Source organism: Halomonas sp. 141, assembly GCF_002810305.1.
Lineage (GTDB): Bacteria > Pseudomonadota > Gammaproteobacteria > Pseudomonadales > Halomonadaceae > Vreelandella > Vreelandella stevensii.
In genome coordinates this window covers 33,929-49,972 of the sequence record NZ_PINZ01000007.1, presented here as the reverse complement: position 1 = coordinate 49,972, position 16,044 = coordinate 33,929, and the positions used below count along the sequence as shown (strand labels likewise).

14 protein-coding genes are annotated in these 16,044 nt (G+C 56.7%); 6 read left to right on the top strand and 8 right to left on the bottom strand.

The features are described 5' to 3' along the window. Window positions 1-34 precede the first annotated feature (34 nt). Window positions 35-706, top strand: coding sequence for an OmpA family protein (locus tag CWI66_RS05285; RefSeq protein ID WP_016915601.1), 672 nt, complete (start codon window positions 35-37; stop codon window positions 704-706). Window positions 707-782: 76 nt separating this feature from the next. Next, window positions 783-1,628: a 23S rRNA (adenine(2030)-N(6))-methyltransferase RlmJ gene (locus CWI66_RS05280; protein WP_100731115.1), complete on the top strand. Its 846-nt coding sequence runs from the start codon at window positions 783-785 to the stop codon at window positions 1,626-1,628. Between the two features lie 201 nt (window positions 1,629-1,829). Here CWI66_RS05280 and CWI66_RS05275 read toward each other — a convergent pair whose 3' ends face one another. The 6 genes from CWI66_RS05275 to rpmH all read right to left on the bottom strand — a co-directional run bounded on the left by CWI66_RS05275 (window position 1,830) and on the right by rpmH (window position 7,633). Beyond that, complete coding sequence (locus CWI66_RS05275) at window positions 1,830-2,429, bottom strand: DUF4276 family protein (protein WP_016915603.1); 600 nt, start codon at window positions 2,427-2,429, stop codon at window positions 1,830-1,832. Beyond that, window positions 2,426-3,637 carry an AAA family ATPase gene (locus CWI66_RS05270; protein WP_016915604.1) on the bottom strand — a complete coding sequence of 404 codons (1,212 nt, stop codon included), beginning with the start codon at window positions 3,635-3,637 and terminating at the stop codon, window positions 2,426-2,428. Before CWI66_RS05270 ends, CWI66_RS05275 begins: the two co-directional genes overlap by 4 nt. 151 nt (window positions 3,638-3,788) lie before the next feature. Next, a complete protein-coding gene (gene mnmE, locus CWI66_RS05265; protein ID WP_100731114.1) occupies window positions 3,789-5,168 on the bottom strand; it encodes a tRNA uridine-5-carboxymethylaminomethyl(34) synthesis GTPase MnmE in 1,380 nt (459 codons plus the stop codon). A 117-nt stretch (window positions 5,169-5,285) separates the two neighbouring features. Continuing rightward, a complete protein-coding gene (yidC, locus tag CWI66_RS05260; protein WP_100731113.1) occupies window positions 5,286-6,968 on the bottom strand; it encodes a membrane protein insertase YidC in 1,683 nt (560 codons plus the stop codon). Between the two features lie 115 nt (window positions 6,969-7,083). After that, window positions 7,084-7,485 carry a ribonuclease P protein component gene (rnpA, locus tag CWI66_RS05255; RefSeq protein WP_139788486.1) on the bottom strand — a complete coding sequence of 134 codons (402 nt, stop codon included), beginning with the start codon at window positions 7,483-7,485 and terminating at the stop codon, window positions 7,084-7,086. 13 nt (window positions 7,486-7,498) lie between these two features. Next, complete coding sequence (rpmH, locus tag CWI66_RS05250) at window positions 7,499-7,633, bottom strand: 50S ribosomal protein L34 (RefSeq protein WP_009723348.1); 135 nt, start codon at window positions 7,631-7,633, stop codon at window positions 7,499-7,501. A gap of 533 nt (window positions 7,634-8,166) precedes the next feature. Here rpmH and dnaA point away from each other — a divergent pair. The 4 genes from dnaA to gyrB all read left to right on the top strand — a co-directional run bounded on the left by dnaA (window position 8,167) and on the right by gyrB (window position 14,461). Beyond that, a complete protein-coding gene (gene dnaA / locus CWI66_RS05245) occupies window positions 8,167-9,636 on the top strand; it encodes a chromosomal replication initiator protein DnaA (protein WP_016915608.1) in 1,470 nt (489 codons plus the stop codon). Window positions 9,637-9,691: 55 nt separating this feature from the next. After that, window positions 9,692-10,795, top strand: coding sequence for a DNA polymerase III subunit beta (gene dnaN, locus CWI66_RS05240; RefSeq protein ID WP_081193807.1), 1,104 nt, complete (start codon window positions 9,692-9,694; stop codon window positions 10,793-10,795). A 102-nt stretch (window positions 10,796-10,897) separates the two neighbouring features. Continuing rightward, complete coding sequence (gene recF / locus CWI66_RS05235) at window positions 10,898-12,001, top strand: DNA replication/repair protein RecF (protein ID WP_100731112.1); 1,104 nt, start codon at window positions 10,898-10,900, stop codon at window positions 11,999-12,001. Window positions 12,002-12,040: 39 nt separating this feature from the next. Then, window positions 12,041-14,461, top strand: coding sequence for a DNA topoisomerase (ATP-hydrolyzing) subunit B (gene gyrB, locus CWI66_RS05230; RefSeq protein WP_100731111.1), 2,421 nt, complete (start codon window positions 12,041-12,043; stop codon window positions 14,459-14,461). A 156-nt stretch (window positions 14,462-14,617) separates the two neighbouring features. Here gyrB and gmhB read toward each other — a convergent pair whose 3' ends face one another. Both gmhB and CWI66_RS05220 read right to left on the bottom strand, forming a co-directional pair. After that, window positions 14,618-15,190: a D-glycero-beta-D-manno-heptose 1,7-bisphosphate 7-phosphatase gene (gene gmhB, locus CWI66_RS05225; protein WP_100731110.1), complete on the bottom strand. Its 573-nt coding sequence runs from the start codon at window positions 15,188-15,190 to the stop codon at window positions 14,618-14,620. A gap of 28 nt (window positions 15,191-15,218) precedes the next feature. After that, complete coding sequence (locus tag CWI66_RS05220) at window positions 15,219-16,016, bottom strand: hypothetical protein (protein WP_100731109.1); 798 nt, start codon at window positions 16,014-16,016, stop codon at window positions 15,219-15,221. Window positions 16,017-16,044 lie beyond the last annotated feature (28 nt).

Here is a 16,044-nt window from a genome sequence, read left to right as displayed (position 1 = left end):
AAGGGCAGAACCTAATCGTAAAAAGGAGTAAGTGATGCGTATGTTCCGACTACTGACCCCGTTGGCGGCGGCTATTCTGGTGGCGGGCTGTGCCACCACCGACCCTTATGGCGGCCAAACACAACGCTCCAGCACTGCCGTAGGCACAGGCGTGGGGGCTGCCATTGGTGCTGCCGCCGGTGCCTTGTCTGGTGATGGCAGCACCAGCCGTCGTGATCGGGCCTTGATCGGCGCCGCCGTTGGCGCCGCTGCCGGTGCTGGGGTGGGGGCCTACATGGACCGCCAGGAGCAGCAGCTGCGTGAAAACCTCCAGGGATCACGTATCGAGATCGACCGTCGTGGCGATGACATCGTGCTGAACATGCCCAGTAGCGTCACCTTCGGCTTCGACTCTGCTGAGCTGACCAGCGACGCACGCAGCGCACTCAATGAAGTCGCCAATGTGTTGACCCAGTACACGGATACCCGCGTCAATATTGCTGGCCACACCGATAGCACGGGTAACGCGGATTATAACCAGCGGCTTTCCGAGCGCCGTGCCGAATCGGTAGGGCGTTACCTGAGCCAGAATGGCGTTTCCTCCATGCGTCTGAATACCCTGGGCTACGGTGCTACTCGGCCCGTTGCCAGCAACGATTCCGAGCAGGGACGGGCGCAAAACCGTCGTGTAGAAATCACGTTGACCCCGACAGGCAACGGTCAATAAGCCGTAAAAAACCTGTATTGCTCTAGAACGCCCGCTATGCTCCCATAACGGGCGTTCTGTTTATATAGGCATCCTCATGCTGTCATACCAACACGCCTACCATGCCGGTAACTTCGCCGATGTTCAGAAGCATCTGACGCTCTATGCTGTCATCGACCATCTATTACGTAAAAAATCAGCAATTACATATATAGATACCCATGCGGGCAGAGGCTTCTATCCACTGGCTACCGAAGAGACACAGCGGCTGCTGGAGTATCGTGAGGGAGTGTTACCGCTTTGGCAGCATCGCCAGCAGTTGGCCGATCCGCTGCTCAGCGCCTGGCTCGAAGCCGTGGCCAGTGCCCAGCCAGACGCTGATGAACTGTCCTGCTATCCGGGTTCCCCCTGGTGGCTTGCACAGCGTCTGCGTTCGGAGGATCGGCTGACGCTGTTCGAACTGCATCCTGGTGAGCACGAACATCTTGCCAGCCAGTCGCTGCCCAAACGGGCGACACGCATCTTTGGCGATGGACTGGTCGGCCTGCGCCAACAGGTGCCGGCATCGACCCCCAGGGTGTGCGTGCTGATGGACCCCAGCTACGAGCGCAAGATCGAGTACCACGAAGTAGTGGAGAGCACGACCTACGTGCTTGAGAAAGCCAGGCATGCCGTGGTGATGATCTGGTATCCGTTATTACCTGCTGAACACCATCAAGCGCTGCTGGCGGGCCTGCGTGACAGCGGAATTCGCAAAATCTGGCAAAGCGAACTGTTGCTACGTGCCCCTGAAGCGGGTGCCCGCGGCATGTATGGAAGCGGTATGCTGGTCATCAACCCCCCCTGGGGGCTGGATGAGCGTCTGACCAATGCCATGGCTCAGGTAACGCCAAAGCTAAGCGTTCACAGCCGCTTCCGAGCGTCCTGGTTGGTCCCGGAGTAGGGATCCACAGGTATCAAAGGGACTCATGCCAAGTTGTCCAAATCGGACATGACTGCGAGCGGCGTTGCACATCCGATTGTAGGAAGGATGTGCTCCTTTGCTCGTCACTTTCGACAATATTGGCGTGCCACTGGTCGTCAGTTCGAGCCGGGTAGCCGGTTAGGCGAGTTAAGCTGGGGCAGCGATACGAAATTTCATGCTTCAATCCACGTTCATATCGACGACGTTGGCTTGCCACTCTTTGCACAACTTGCGGAATGATCGGCTGTTATCAAGTGCCTGTTGCAGATCGAAGTAAGCGGTGAAAGCAGGCTGATCTAGTACTTCGCTATAGGTTTGGCTTCCCATATTCTGGCGTAACCAGCCTTTTGCGTCTCGTGGTGTCTCTGCGTCGGCTGGAAGTTCATCTGGACAACGAAATCCCCTGCACCCGTCGAGCGATCGTGCTGCGGCAATGAACCAGGCTTCGTATTCTCGCTTTGGCAACACTACCGACAAGCGTCGGTGCGGCACATGCTGCCTTGCGCGCTGATAGATGTCAGCCGCCAGTTCGACTGGACAATCGTCATCGGCGTCCAGCACCACCAAAATCCACCCCTGCTCACCACACTTGGCGGCTGCTAACAGCAGTTGCTTGCGAAACTCGTCTTCTCGATTGAGGAAGCGGTCTCGATGCACGCGAATGGGCGGTAGCGCCTGCGCATAGCAATGTCCGGGGCGCCACTCGTTCAAGCGGCGCAGTAGCACAGGTAGTGCGGCCACCTCGCCATGGCCTTCTACAATGCTGGCTATTTGGATCATGAGGATTCTGTCTCACTGAAAAGGTCACCAGAGGCAGCCTTGTTCTGTTGATCTATGCTCATGCGATCAGGTGCCAGTTGGTTCATGCGCAGCAGTTCTCCTGCCGAGAACAGGTGATCCCGCATCATTTGGCGCGATCCTTCATCTAGCGGCGCAACCTTGGTTTCCCCTGCCTCTGATACTACGGCCAGCACGGCATCTTCGTCGATGTTACGGTCATCCAGCAGGTCCGGGCTGTGGCTGGTTACCAGGATTTGCGTAGTTTTGGACGCACGCACCAACGCCTCACGCAGCGCAGCGCTCGCTGCAGGATGAAGTGCAGTTTCAGGTTCCTCAATGCCGATCAAAGTTGGTGAATAATCCACATTACCCTGTAATAACGCGGCCAGAACACCCAAGGCACGCAAGGTGCCATCGGACATATTTTGAGCAAGGAAGCGCCAGGGGTGCTTGGAGCCCGCCATATCCTGGCGAAACTCCAATGTTTCCATTGGCCCAATAGGCTTGCGTTCCACGCCATGCACCATCGGTGCCACGGAGTGCAAATACTCCTGGATCAGCGCCATCTGGGTAGGTGCTACTTTTTCCAAATGACCGATCACGCTGGCGATGTTCTCCCCAGACGGCCGCAACAGTCGGCCATCTTGCGGCTTCTGTAATTCGCGCATCAGCTTGGGGTTGAGGTTATAGAACCCCATCGCAGTCAAGGCATCGAATACCGGGCGGAAAGCCGTTAGCCCTGAAGCGGCTACCAATGCTAGCCTATCCGCAGTGACAGACGGAAAGGTCGCTTCGCTGCTGTCACGTAATTTGCCTTTGTCGATTCGGAAGAATGGGCCTTTGCCAATACCTGCGATAACACACTCTTCTCTTTGAACCTCGTAACCGCCATTCTTCAACGCTCCTATGACGAAGCCATAGTGAGCGGCTTGGCCACCGTGCATGACAAACTCGATACGAAGTGCGAAATGTGTGGGATGACCACCGCTACGTCGGCGCACTTCGTTGATGCCGCCGCGCTCATTCAAGGCACTATCCAGCGAATTGAACAGCGCGTCGCGTACGAAATGCAGAGCATCCATGAAATTACTTTTGCCTGCACCATTGTGCCCAACCAGATAAGTTAGCGGGCGCAAACATACATCGCTGTAGCCGATGCTCTTGTAGTTGCGCAAGACGATGCGCTTAATAAAAGGAGGATGTATCATTCTTGTCTCTCCGCATCAGACTTTAAATACCTTCATCACACTGGTCTCCAGTGTGTAGTGGTCAAGTGTTTTTGGCTACCGTGATTTGGCTTAGGCGGCGTATCTGCCCCAGCGTTGGTGTCGACGCTCTGGCCTAATTATGTTGCTCGAATTACTTGCCGATACAGAAGCTGCCAAAGATCTCTCCAAGCAGGTCGTCGGCGCTGAACTCCCCGGTAATCTCTCCCAGTGCCTGCTGGGCATCGCGCAGATCTTCGGCCAGCAGCTCTCCTGCACCGTAGCCTTCCAGCTGAGCGCGCCCTGCTTCCAATGCGGCCATGGCACGGTCCAAGGCATCCAGATGGCGGCGGCGTGCCGAGAAACGACCTTCGGTAGTGGCGGAAAAGCCCATCACCTCTTTCAAATGGGCTTTCAAGTTATCCACACCTGCCCCCGTTTTGGCCGAGAGCCTGACGATGGGAGTGCCTGTGGGTAACTCAGATGCTTCGAGCCCTGGCGCTTCGGCGCTGCTGTCGATCTTGTTGCGTACCAGGGTCAATCGCTGCTGGTCCGGCAGGCGGGCCACGAATTCGGGCCAGATGGTCATGGGGTCCGTTGCCTGAGTAAGCGAGGCATCGACCAGCAGCAGTACGCGGTCGGCTTTCTCGATCTCTTCCCAGGCCCGGGCAACGCCAATTTTTTCTACCGCGTCCGGTGTATCGCGCAGGCCAGCGGTGTCGATAATGTGCAGTGGCATGCCGTCCAGGTGGATGTATTCACGCAGTACGTCACGGGTAGTGCCGGCAATGTCCGTGACGATGGCCGTGTCCTGCTCGGTCAGCGCATTGAGCAGGCTGGACTTGCCCGCATTGGGGCGCCCTGCAATCACCACGCTCATGCCTTCACGCAGCAAGGCGCCTTGGCCTGCGGCCTGGCGCACACGCACCAGTGCCTGCTGCACCTGTTCCAGATGCGTTGCCACGTGGCCATCGGCAAGAAAGTCGATCTCTTCTTCGGGGAAGTCGATGGCGGCCTCAACATAGACACGCAGCTCGATCAACTGCTGAACCAGCCCAGAAACGCGCTGTGAAAACTCGCCTTGCAACGAGCGCAGGGCATTTTCGGCAGCCGAGCGTGAGCTGGCATCGATCAGGTCGGCAATCGCTTCGGCCTGGGCCAGGTCCAGCTTGTCATTCAAGAACGCGCGTTCGGAGAACTCGCCAGGCCGAGCCAGGCGGGCGCCCAGGGCGAGGCAGCGCTCCAGCAGCATATCCATGATCACGGGGCCACCGTGCCCCTGCAGCTCCAGCACGTCCTCCCCGGTAAAGGAGTTAGGTCCGGTAAACAGCAGCGCAATCCCTTCGTCGATAATGCCTTGAGCACCACTGAAGGGGCCGTAATAGGCATGACGCGGGGGAGGGCATTGCCCCAGTATGGCCTGAGCGATATGGCGGCTTTCCGGGCCGGATACGCGGATGATGCCCACGCCGCCGCGCCCTGGGGGGGTGGCCAGGGCGGTAATCGTGTCTTGGGTATAGAATCGTTCAGCCATAACGCGTCCCAGAGATCAAAAAAGAGAGTGTATCGTGTATGCAGCGGAAGAAAAGGGCAGGCCTGAAACACCAGACCCCCGCTTTAGCGGGGGTCTGGTAAAGGGCGGGATGAGAGGCTACTTGGTGCGCATCCCTTTACCCACGTTGGGGTCTTTCTCGATATTGCGGGTAATCACGTACTGCTGGGCTACCGAGATGATGTTGTTCACCACCCAGTAGATAACCAGACCCGCCGGGAACCACAGGAAGAAGAACGTGAAGATAATGGGCAGCATCTTCATGATCTTGGCCTGCATGGGATCCGGAGGCGTCGGGTTGAGCAGCTGCTGAACGTACATCGATACCCCCATCAGGATGGGCAGAATGAAGTACGGATCTTTCACCGACAGATCCTGGATCCACAGCATGAACGGCGCATGGCGAAGTTCAACGGATTCCAGCAGCATCCAGTACAGCGCGATGAAGACCGGCATCTGGATGAGGATCGGCAAACAGCCACCCAGCGGGTTGATCTTCTCTTTCTGGTAGAACTTCATCATCTCTTGAGACATTTTCTGGCGGTCATCGCCATAAAGCTCTTTGAGACGCTGCATCTCCGGCCCGAGCTTGCGCATCCGAGCCATGGACTTATAGGCCTTGGCTGAAAGCGGGAATAGCGCGAGCTTGACCAGCACGGTCAGCAGAACGATGGACCAGCCCCAGTTGCCGACCAGGTCATGAATCTTGTCGAGCAGCCAGAACAGCGGGTTGGCAATGAACCACAGCCAGCCATAGTCCACGGTCAGGCGCAGGTTCGGTGCCACCTGCTCCAGGTACTCCTGAACCTTGGGACCCATGTAAAGGGTAGCCCCCAGCGTCGCTTCGCCTTGGGCGGCTACGCTGGTCACTGGCCCTGCAAAGGCGGCAACGTTGCGGTTGCTGGAGTCGGTGGTCGCGTAGTACAGGTTCTGCTGATTCTGAGCAGGTGCCCAGGCAGAGACGAAGTAGTGCTGAATGATGGCGACCCAGCCACCCTGGGCCTCACGGTTCTCGAAACGACCGCGCTGGATATCATCGAAATCGACTTTTTCGTAGCGGGTATCCGGTGACGAGTAGGCGGCGCCCAGATAGGAACTCATGCCCATGGCGACGCCACTGGAGGGGTCCGGGCTGTTATCGCGCGCCAGTTGGCCAATGAAACGGGCACTGACAGGCTCATCAGTGTTGTTGGCCAGGTAATAGCTGACATTGACCGCATAGCTGCCGCGCTCGAAGGTCAGACGCTTGATCACGTCAACGCCGTTGACCTCTGCCGTCAGGTCGACGGTGAGCTCTTGCTCGTCGTTACCCAGGCGGTATTCGGTGTTTTCAGGCGTAAACGTGATGCGGCTTGCCTGGCCATCCAGCTGCAGGCCAGAGCGTGCTACGTAGCTGCGCGTGGCGTTATCCGATAGCAACACGTAGTTGCGTTCAGAGTCCAGCGTCAGCTTGTGCTGTGGCAGAGCGGCATACACGATATCCCCACCAAAGGGGTCGATGCGTACGTCCAGCACATCGGTGGTGACGGCAATGAAATCACGACTGGCGGTCGAGCTTGGCGAGTCGCTCATGCCTTCATCGATGGTGGCCTGAGGTGCGGAAGTACTGGGAACGGAAAGATCGTCGCTGCCGCCTTCACTCGCAGGTGCCCCATTGCTTGTCTGGGTCATTTCGGGAGTGGAGTCGTAGCTGGTCTGCCCGTAATCCTGATTCCACTGTACAACCAGTAGGTAGGCAAGCACTGCCAGTGGAATCAGTAATAAAAGTCGTTTTACGTCCATGAGGGTTCTGCCCGATGGGTGGTGAACATGCTAATGGCGCAGTGTCATTTGCTCGGCCCATGACACACGAAAGCCTGCCAAGCGGCAGGCCGAGGTCGAGCGGCGAGGTGTGTCGTCAAGTGTCACGTGTCTGGCCATGTGATGGCGGAGATGTCGATACCGCCGGAGCCTCGCGCTGAAGCCGTTTCCACATGCCATGTAATTGGCGAGTCAGCGTCTCGTTATCGATCTCCTGTGCGCCTCGCTTGGCCATGATCACGATATCCACAGCGGGTAAGCGATCCTGACGAAGGCGAACGGATTCTCTAACCAGGCGCTTGAAGCGGTTACGATCCACAGCAAGCTTCACATTTTTCTTGCTGACTATCAGACCAATGCGGGGATGTCCCAGGCTGTTCAGGCGCGCTAGCGCCATCATGCCCTTGCCATGGACTTTCAAGTCGGCTTGTTCGAACACGTGACTGAAATCCCCAGCGTTCAGCAATCGCAAGCACCGGGGAAAGCCTTGAGGCGACACACGCAATCCGAGATCAGGCGCTCAGACGCTTGCGGCCTTTGGCACGGCGGCGTGCGATAACGGCACGGCCGTTCTTGGTTGCCATACGAGCACGGAAGCCATGCGCGCGCTTGCGCTTGAGAACGCTGGGTTGAAAAGTGCGTTTCATAACTCGTTATTCCCACGTGGTTTAGGACGGAAATTGAATTCCAGATGACCCGGTCCAGTGAGGAACCAGCCGGGGAGTTTCAATTCAAGACCGGAAATTGTAGAGACTTCCTGGCCTCGGTGCAATTTTTCCTTGCATGAAAAGCGTGAAAAGGGCAATGGCGACCCACGATACCCTGTCAGTCTGACGAACGTCGATGACACCACTATTACTAATGGATTTTCTTAAACCTGTTGTTATTAATAGTGGGGATACTAATTGTGGATAACTCATTTATCTCTATTTTTATCAAGATCTTAAAATGATAAAAAATCTGTGGGTAACTGGCTGTAAAGCAGCGTAAAAGCTGTGATTTATGTGTGATTAACGCAGCATAACTCAGCAATATGCGGTTTTGTACCCATGCCGTCCGCTGCTTTTCCTAAGCCCTCATGGCTACTTGTCCACAGGCAAAAAAGAGCCTCGAGTGCGTGTGGATAACCGTTTCGTTGGGCGCTACAATGGTCGGCCGTTTTCAATCGATGGTGAGATGAGTGTCACTCGCGCTTTGGCAACAGTGCCTGGACTACCTGCAGGACGAACTGAATTCGCAACAGTTCAATACCTGGATACGTCCGCTGCAGGCAGAAGAAGGAGAGTCCAACGAGCTTCGCTTGTTGGCGCCGAACCGCTTTGTGCGCGATTGGGTGAGCGATAAATATGCCAAGCGCATCAGTGAGCTGATGCGTGAGCTTGCCCCTTCCAAGCCTCCCAAGGTCAGCCTTACCGTAGGTAGTCGTCGCACCTCCGCAGCTGCACCGCAGCCTAGAGAGTTGGGCAACCCTGTCTCTGCATCGCCTGCCCAGGCGCCTGCTCCTGCGGTGCATACTCCACCCCGCGGTGAAGTCGGCGATGAGCGTGAAATCGAGCAGTTGCGCGAAGAGCCGGGCGCCGGCCGACGCGGCAACGAGCGCCAGGTACAGGTAGAAGGTAGCCTCAAGCACAGCAGCGGCCTGAATCCCAACTTCACCTTTGATACCTTCGTGGAAGGTAAATCGAACCAGTTGGCGCGTGCGGCCTCTCGGCAGGTATCCGAAAATCCGGGTGGGGCCTACAACCCGCTGTTCCTCTACGGCGGGGTAGGCTTGGGTAAAACCCACTTGATGCATGCCGTGGGCAATGCCCTGGCAGGTAGGCGGGAAAATGCCCGAGTGGTGTATCTGCACTCCGAGCGCTTCGTGGCGGATATGGTGAAGGCGCTTCAGCTCAACGCCATCAATGACTTCAAGCGTTTTTATCGCAGTGTCGATGCCTTGTTGATTGATGATATTCAATTCTTTGCTGGCAAGGAGCGCTCCCAGGAGGAGTTTTTCCATACCTTCAACGCTTTGTTGGAAGGTGGCCAGCAGATGATCCTGACCTCGGATCGCTACCCCAAAGAGATCAGTGGCGTCGAAGAACGCTTGAAGTCGCGGTTCGGTTGGGGCTTGACGGTAGCCATCGAGCCGCCTGAGCTGGAGACGCGGGTCGCGATCCTGATGAAGAAAGCCGACCAGGCCAAGGTCGAGTTACCGCATGATGCAGCCTTCTTCATCGCTCAGAAAATACGTTCCAACGTGCGGGAGCTGGAAGGTGCACTCAAAAAGGTCATTGCCGACTCCCACTTCATGGGCAAGCCGATCACCCAGGACTTCATCCGTGAATCGTTGAAAGACCTGTTGGCGCTTCAAGACAAGCAGGTGGGGGTGGATAATATTCAGCGCACGGTGGCTGAGTATTACAAGATCAAGGTGGCGGACCTGCTCTCCAAGCGACGCTCTCGTTCGGTGGCGCGCCCTCGGCAGGTGGCCATGGCGCTGGCCAAGGAGTTGACCAATCACAGCCTGCCGGAAATTGGTGATGCCTTTGGTGGGCGAGACCATACGACGGTATTGCACGCTTGTCGTAAAGTGAAGGCGTTGCAGGAGGAGAGCGCAGATATTCGCGAGGACTACAAGAACCTCCTGCGCCTGCTGACCAGCTAACCCATTATGTCGGCCTGCTGCGGTGGGCCTTTCAGGATAGAAAACCGGAGTTTCGATGAAATTTACCATTTCCCGAGAGGCGCTGCTTCGCCCGCTGACTCTGGTGGCGGGGGTCGTAGAACGGCGCCAAACGCTGCCTGTGCTGTCGAACGTCTTGATCCAGGTCGAAGGTGATCAGGTAGCGCTGACCGGTACCGACCTGGAAGTCGAATTGGTGGGGCGCACGGTGGCCAGCCAAGTGGACCAGCCAGGCGCAGCAACGGTTCCTGCGCGCAAGCTGATGGATATCTGCAAGTCATTGCGGGATCAGTCGGATATTCAACTGGCTGTGGAGGACGGGCGCGCCGTATTACGTAGTGGTCGTTCGCGCTTTACACTTTCTACACTTCCGGTTGCAGAGTTTCCCAACATCGAAGATGCGGATGGTAGCCAGGAGTTGAGCGTACCGCGCGGTACGTTGAAGCACTTGATCGAGTCGACATCCTTCGCCATGGCCCAGCAGGACGTGCGCTACTACCTGAATGGCATGCTGCTGGAGATTCAGAGCAATCTGCTGCGCACGGTGGCCACCGATGGGCATCGGCTGGCCATGTGCTCACGTCCGGTAGAAGTGGCCGTCAGCCAGGCGCAGAAACTGATCGTGCCGCGCAAGGGTATTCTGGAGCTTTCTCGCTTACTTGACGACAGTGACGAGCCCGTAAGCCTGACGCTGGGCGCGACCCATGTGCGTGCTCACACGGGTGATTTTACGTTCACGACCAAGCTGGTTGACGGTAAATTCCCGGACTACGAACGTGTTGTGCCGCGCAATGGTGACAAGGTGCTGATCGCCGAGCGCGCCGAGTTGCGTCAGGTGCTGTCGCGGACCGCCATCCTCTCCAACGAGAAGTACCGTGGTGTTCGTCTCTATCTGGAAGAGGGCAATCTCAAGGTGATGGCCAACAACCCGGAACAGGAAGAAGCCGAGGAGAACGTCGCTGTCGAATACAATGGCAGTGCCATGGAAGTCGGCTTCAACGTTAGTTATCTGGTGGACGTGCTTTCCGTGTTGAATGAAGACCGCGTTCAAATGACGTTGGCTGACCCCAATAGCAGTGCGCTGCTGGAAGAGCCAGGTGGCGGTGATGCGCTGTACGTCGTCATGCCCATGCGTCTATAAACGGCAGCAGGACGTTATCTATGACGGCGCTTCTGGTTTCAGAAGCGCCGTTTTCACGTGTGCTGGACGGCAGTCAATGGTCTTGAAGAGTGACATCGACGCATGAGCATCAAGGAGCTTACTTTCCACGGCCTGCGTAACCTGGCCCCCACCACCGTGCAGCCATCGCCGCGCATCAATGTGCTGCACGGCGATAATGGCAGTGGCAAGACCAGCGTTCTGGAAGGTATTCATGTGCTGGGTATGGGGCGCTCCTTTCGAACCCGTCAGCTCAAGCATGCCATCCAGACGGAAGCCCCATATATGACCCTGTATGGCCGTTTGGCGGGTGACCCTGAGGTTACCCTGGGGATCAGGCGATTACGCACTCAGCGCGAGCTGGAGCTGCGTTTGAGGGGGGAGAAGGGGGTGCGCTTGGCCGAGCTCGTGGAGGCGATGCCCCTACAGCTCATCAATCCCGATGCCTTCAGGTTGCTGGAGGGCTCTCCTGCCGGGCGTAGAGAGTTTCTCGACTGGGGTGTGTTTCACGTGAAACATCATTTTCTGGATGCCTGGCGAAGAACGCGCCGAGCAGTGAAACATCGGAATGCCCTTCTCAGGCGTGGTAGAATGGTGGCCAGTGAGCTGGTTGTTTGGGAGCAAGAGCTTGCACAGTGGGGCGAAGAGATGGATCGGCTTCGCCTTGAGTGGTTTAGCCAGTTCTTGCCCATGTTCGAAGAAACGCTGCATAAATTGCTGCCGCTACCTGGCCTGACGCTTCGCTATGCCCGAGGGTGGGATAAGCAACGCTCTCTGGCGGAAGTGCTGAGAGATAGCCGAGAGACGGATCAGCAGATGGGGTTTACCCAGCAGGGCCCCCAGAGAGCAGACCTGCGTATTCGATTGAACAAGCAGCCCGCCGTCGAGGTGCTTTCCAGAGGCCAGCAGAAATTGGTCGTCAGTGCGCTGAAGCTGGCTCAGGGGCGGCTTCTGGAAAGTACCACGCAGCGGCACTGTATCTATCTGATTGATGATTTACCTGCGGAGCTGGATGACAGGCACCGCCATCAATTTTGCCATTTACTGGAAGAAATGCAGTGTCAGGCTTTTATTACCAGCGTTGAAGCCACGGCTCTAAGGAATAGTTGGCAAGCCAGTACGGACATAAAAATGTTTCACGTGAAACATTCCCCGGCTGGATGGAGTCAATTGGAGACGGATGGCTAAACGACACGGAACCAGACAGACTTCACGACGGAGTGGTCAATGAGCGAGCAGGCTTACGATTCATCAAGCATCAAGGTGCTCAAAGGACTGGACGCAGTACGCAAGCGTCCGGGCATGTACATCGGTGATACCGACGATGGCACCGGGCTGCACCACATGGTTTTCGAGCTGGTGGATAACTCCATCGATGAAGCTCTGGCAGGCCACTGCAGTGAAATTCGCGTCGTCATCCACCCGGATGAGTCGATCACCGTGAGTGATAACGGCCGCGGTATTCCGACTGAACTGCATGAAGGCGAAGGCGTTTCGGCAGCTGAGGTCATCATGACCGTGCTGCACGCAGGCGGCAAGTTCGATGACAACTCCTACAAGGTGTCTGGCGGGCTGCACGGGGTAGGTGTCTCGGTGGTTAACGCGCTTTCAGAAGAGCTGCGTCTCACCATCTGGCGGCAAGGCGAAGTATTCGAGCAGATCTATCACCACGGCGTGCCGCAGGCTCCGCTTGGTGTCGTGGGCAAAACTGAAAAAAGCGGCACTCGCGTACATTTTCGTCCGTCTCCTGCCACGTTCGCCAATATCGAGTTTCACTACGATATTCTGGCCAAGCGGCTACGTGAACTCTCCTTCCTGAACTCCGGCGTTGCAATTCGCCTGATGGATGAGCGCAGTGGTAAGGAAGAGCTCTTCCACTATGAGGGTGGCTTGAAAGCCTTTGTTGATCACCTCAACAAGAACAAGACCGTTCTCAATCCGGTTTTCCACTTCAATGCGGAGCGCGAAGACGGAGTGGAAGTCGAAGTGGCCATGCAGTGGAGCGATGCGTTTACAGAAAACATCTTCTGCTACACCAACAACATTCCCCAGCGAGACGGTGGCACCCACCTGGCAGGATTTCGGGCAGCCCTCACGCGAACGCTGAATCATTACATCGAAGCTGAAAATCTTCTCAAGAAATCGAAGGTCAATACCTCCGGTGATGATGCCCGCGAAGGTTTGACGGCCATCATTTCGGTGAAGGTGCCGGATCCCAAGTTCTCCTCGCAGACCAAGGACAAGCTGGTTTCTTCCGAAGTGAAAACGGCGGTAGAGCAGGAGATGGGTCGCCTGTTCGCAGACTACCTGATCGAAAAGCCCAATGAAGCCAAGTCGATCGTCAACAAGATGATCGACGCGGCGCGAGCCCGTGAAGCTGCCCGCAAAGCGCGTGACATGACGCGTCGTAAGGGGGCTCTGGACATTGCTGGCTTGCCCGGCAAGCTGGCTGATTGTCAGGAGAAAGACCCCAGCCAGTCAGAACTTTACCTGGTGGAGGGTGACTCGGCCGGCGGCAGTGCCAAGCAGGGTCGTGACCGTCGTACCCAGGCCATCCTGCCATTGAAGGGCAAGATTCTAAACGTCGAGAAGGCACGCTTCGACAAGATGCTCTCTTCCGCCGAGGTAGGCACGCTGATCACGGCATTGGGATGCGGTATCGGCCGCGAAGAGTTCAACCCTGACAAGCTGCGCTACCACTCGGTCATCATCATGACGGACGCCGACGTGGATGGTTCGCATATTCGTACGCTGCTGCTGACGTTCTTCTTCCGCCAGATGCCCGAGCTGATCGAGCGGGGCCATATCTTTATCGCGCAGCCACCGTTGTACAAGATCAAGCGTGGCAAGCAGGAGCTCTACCTGAAAGACGAGCAGGCCATGGTGGACTACCTGACCACGACGGCACTGGATGGTGCAGGGCTCCATGTGAATGCCGATGCACCGGGCATCGCAGGCTCGCAGCTCGAGGCCCTGGTGAATCAGTACCGCAATGTCATGAAGCGGATTGATCGCCTGGCACGTGTTTACCCCATTGAGGTATTGAAGCAGGCAGTACATGCCACTGCACTGCAAGGGGAAGCCAGCCTCAAAGATCGCGGTACCATGCAGAACTGGATTGCCGAGCTTCAGAAAGCCATGGATGACAAAGTGGCGTATGAGGGCGGCCCGCGTTATCAGTTCCATCTTCAGGAAGACACCGAGCGTGGCCTGCACCTTCCCGCAGTATCACTGATTGCTCATGGCGTGACGACCGATTATGTGTGGGGGCTGGATTTCTTCGAGAGTGCCGACTATCGCGCGATTTCAGGGCTTGGGCAAACGCTTAACGGGTTGTTGGAAGAGGGCGCCTATATTGCCCGTGGCGAGCGTCAGAAGCCGGTTAGTCACTTCTCTGATGTGCTGGCCTGGTTGATGCATGAGGGCCAGCGTGGCCTGTCAGTGCAGCGCTATAAAGGGCTGGGGGAAATGAACCCGGATCAGCTCTGGGAAACCACTATGGACCCTGATAGTCGCCGCATGCTGCGCGTGACCATTGAAGACGCCGTTGCCGCCGATATGATGTTCAACACCTTGATGGGCGATGAAGTAGAGCCACGCCGTGACTTTATCGAAACCAACGCTCTGGTGGCGAATCTCGACGTATAGCGCTGTACTCCATTAGCTAGCGGTCGTTAATGAAAGATGTTTCACGTGAAACATTGAATAAGAAAAGCCGCAGTGGGCATCGCCCTCTGCGGCTTTTTTGTATGAGGCTATATATAAGAGCCTGGCATGTGGTCAGGTTTGGCGCTTAACTCACCTTCAGCCACGCCGTGGGTGAGTATCCAGTGCACCGGCTAACAACTGGTCAACGAATTCGGCAAGGTCATTGACGACCAGCGTGTGTTCCAGGCCCACACTTTTGGCTAGCGTTCTCTCACCTTTGCCTGTCTTTACCAGCACACTTTGGCAACCTGCCGCCTCTCCGGCCTGCAGATCTCGCAGGCTGTCACCTACCATCCAGCTACCCCCTAGGTGATCCAGGCCAAGTGCCTGCTGTATTTGCGTCAGTAGGCCGGGCAACGGTTTTCGGCAGGTGCAGTCATCTTGCGGCCCATGGGGGCAATATGCGATGTGCGCAATCTGGCCACCTTCGGCTTCTACCAGGCTGCTCATGCGATGATGCATGGCTGCCAGGGTGGCTTCATCGTAATAGCCCCGTGCAATGCCTGATTGGTTGGTGGCTACCGCCACCGTAAAGCCAGCCTGTGAAAGCCGCGCGATGGCCGTAATGGAAGCAGGGTAGGGCACCCACTCCGCCAGGGACTTGATGTAGTCATCCGAGTCGTGATTGATGACGCCATCCCGGTCAAGAATCACGAGCCGTTCTGGCATCAAAGAAGTCATCGAAGGCATGAAAGTCCTATTTACTGCGTAGGTGCTGATTCAGTAGCGCGAGGGCATGCAGGGTATGGGCAATTTTCTTGCCATCGCTGCCAAAGCGCTGGAAAGGGATTTTCTGGAGATGCTGCAGGCGCGGCAAGGTTGCCAGAAAGCGTTCGCGTACATCGTCCCGGGTGGCCTGCAGGCCGTCCATCAGGGCTGCGGTCAGGCGTTCACGATGAAGTGGTCGTTTGCTCAGCTTGCCATAGAGAGAAAAGATGAAACAGTGCCAATCGCGCACCATGCAGTCGGTGAGTTCGTGTACCTGGCCTGGGTCCGTTTCGAAATCGATGAACACGACCCCATCCTTGTTGACCAGAATGTTGCGTGCAAAAGCCTCGCTAAGGTAGCAGCTGCGCTCATGCACATCATTGAGCGCTGAAATACCGAGGTTTAACAGTTGGTCGATTTCTTCCGGTGTTTGCGCCTGGGTCAATTTATCCAGCAGCGTGGCTGCAGGCTCATCCTCACTGCCTGCATCGGCCAGCAAAAGGGCGTCGGGGGTTTCTGCCAGAATGGTCGGTACGGCGATGCCTGCGGCAGACAGCGCTTTAATACGACTGGCTTCCAGCGCCACGCTCTCTTGGCCGCCCAGGTTGGGCACTGGTTTGAGTGCTTCGATGTTCAGCCAGCGCGCCATCAAGGTCAGCGGCAGGTAAGCCAGCCGTGAGTTCCGTTTAGCCGCTTTTTTCAGCCAGACCTTTCGCCCTGCCAGCTCATAGGATGCCATATTGGACTGCTGCTGAGGCAGAGTATCGAAAAGAAACATATCGTACATGGCCAACTCCCTTGACGGCGTAAGTGCG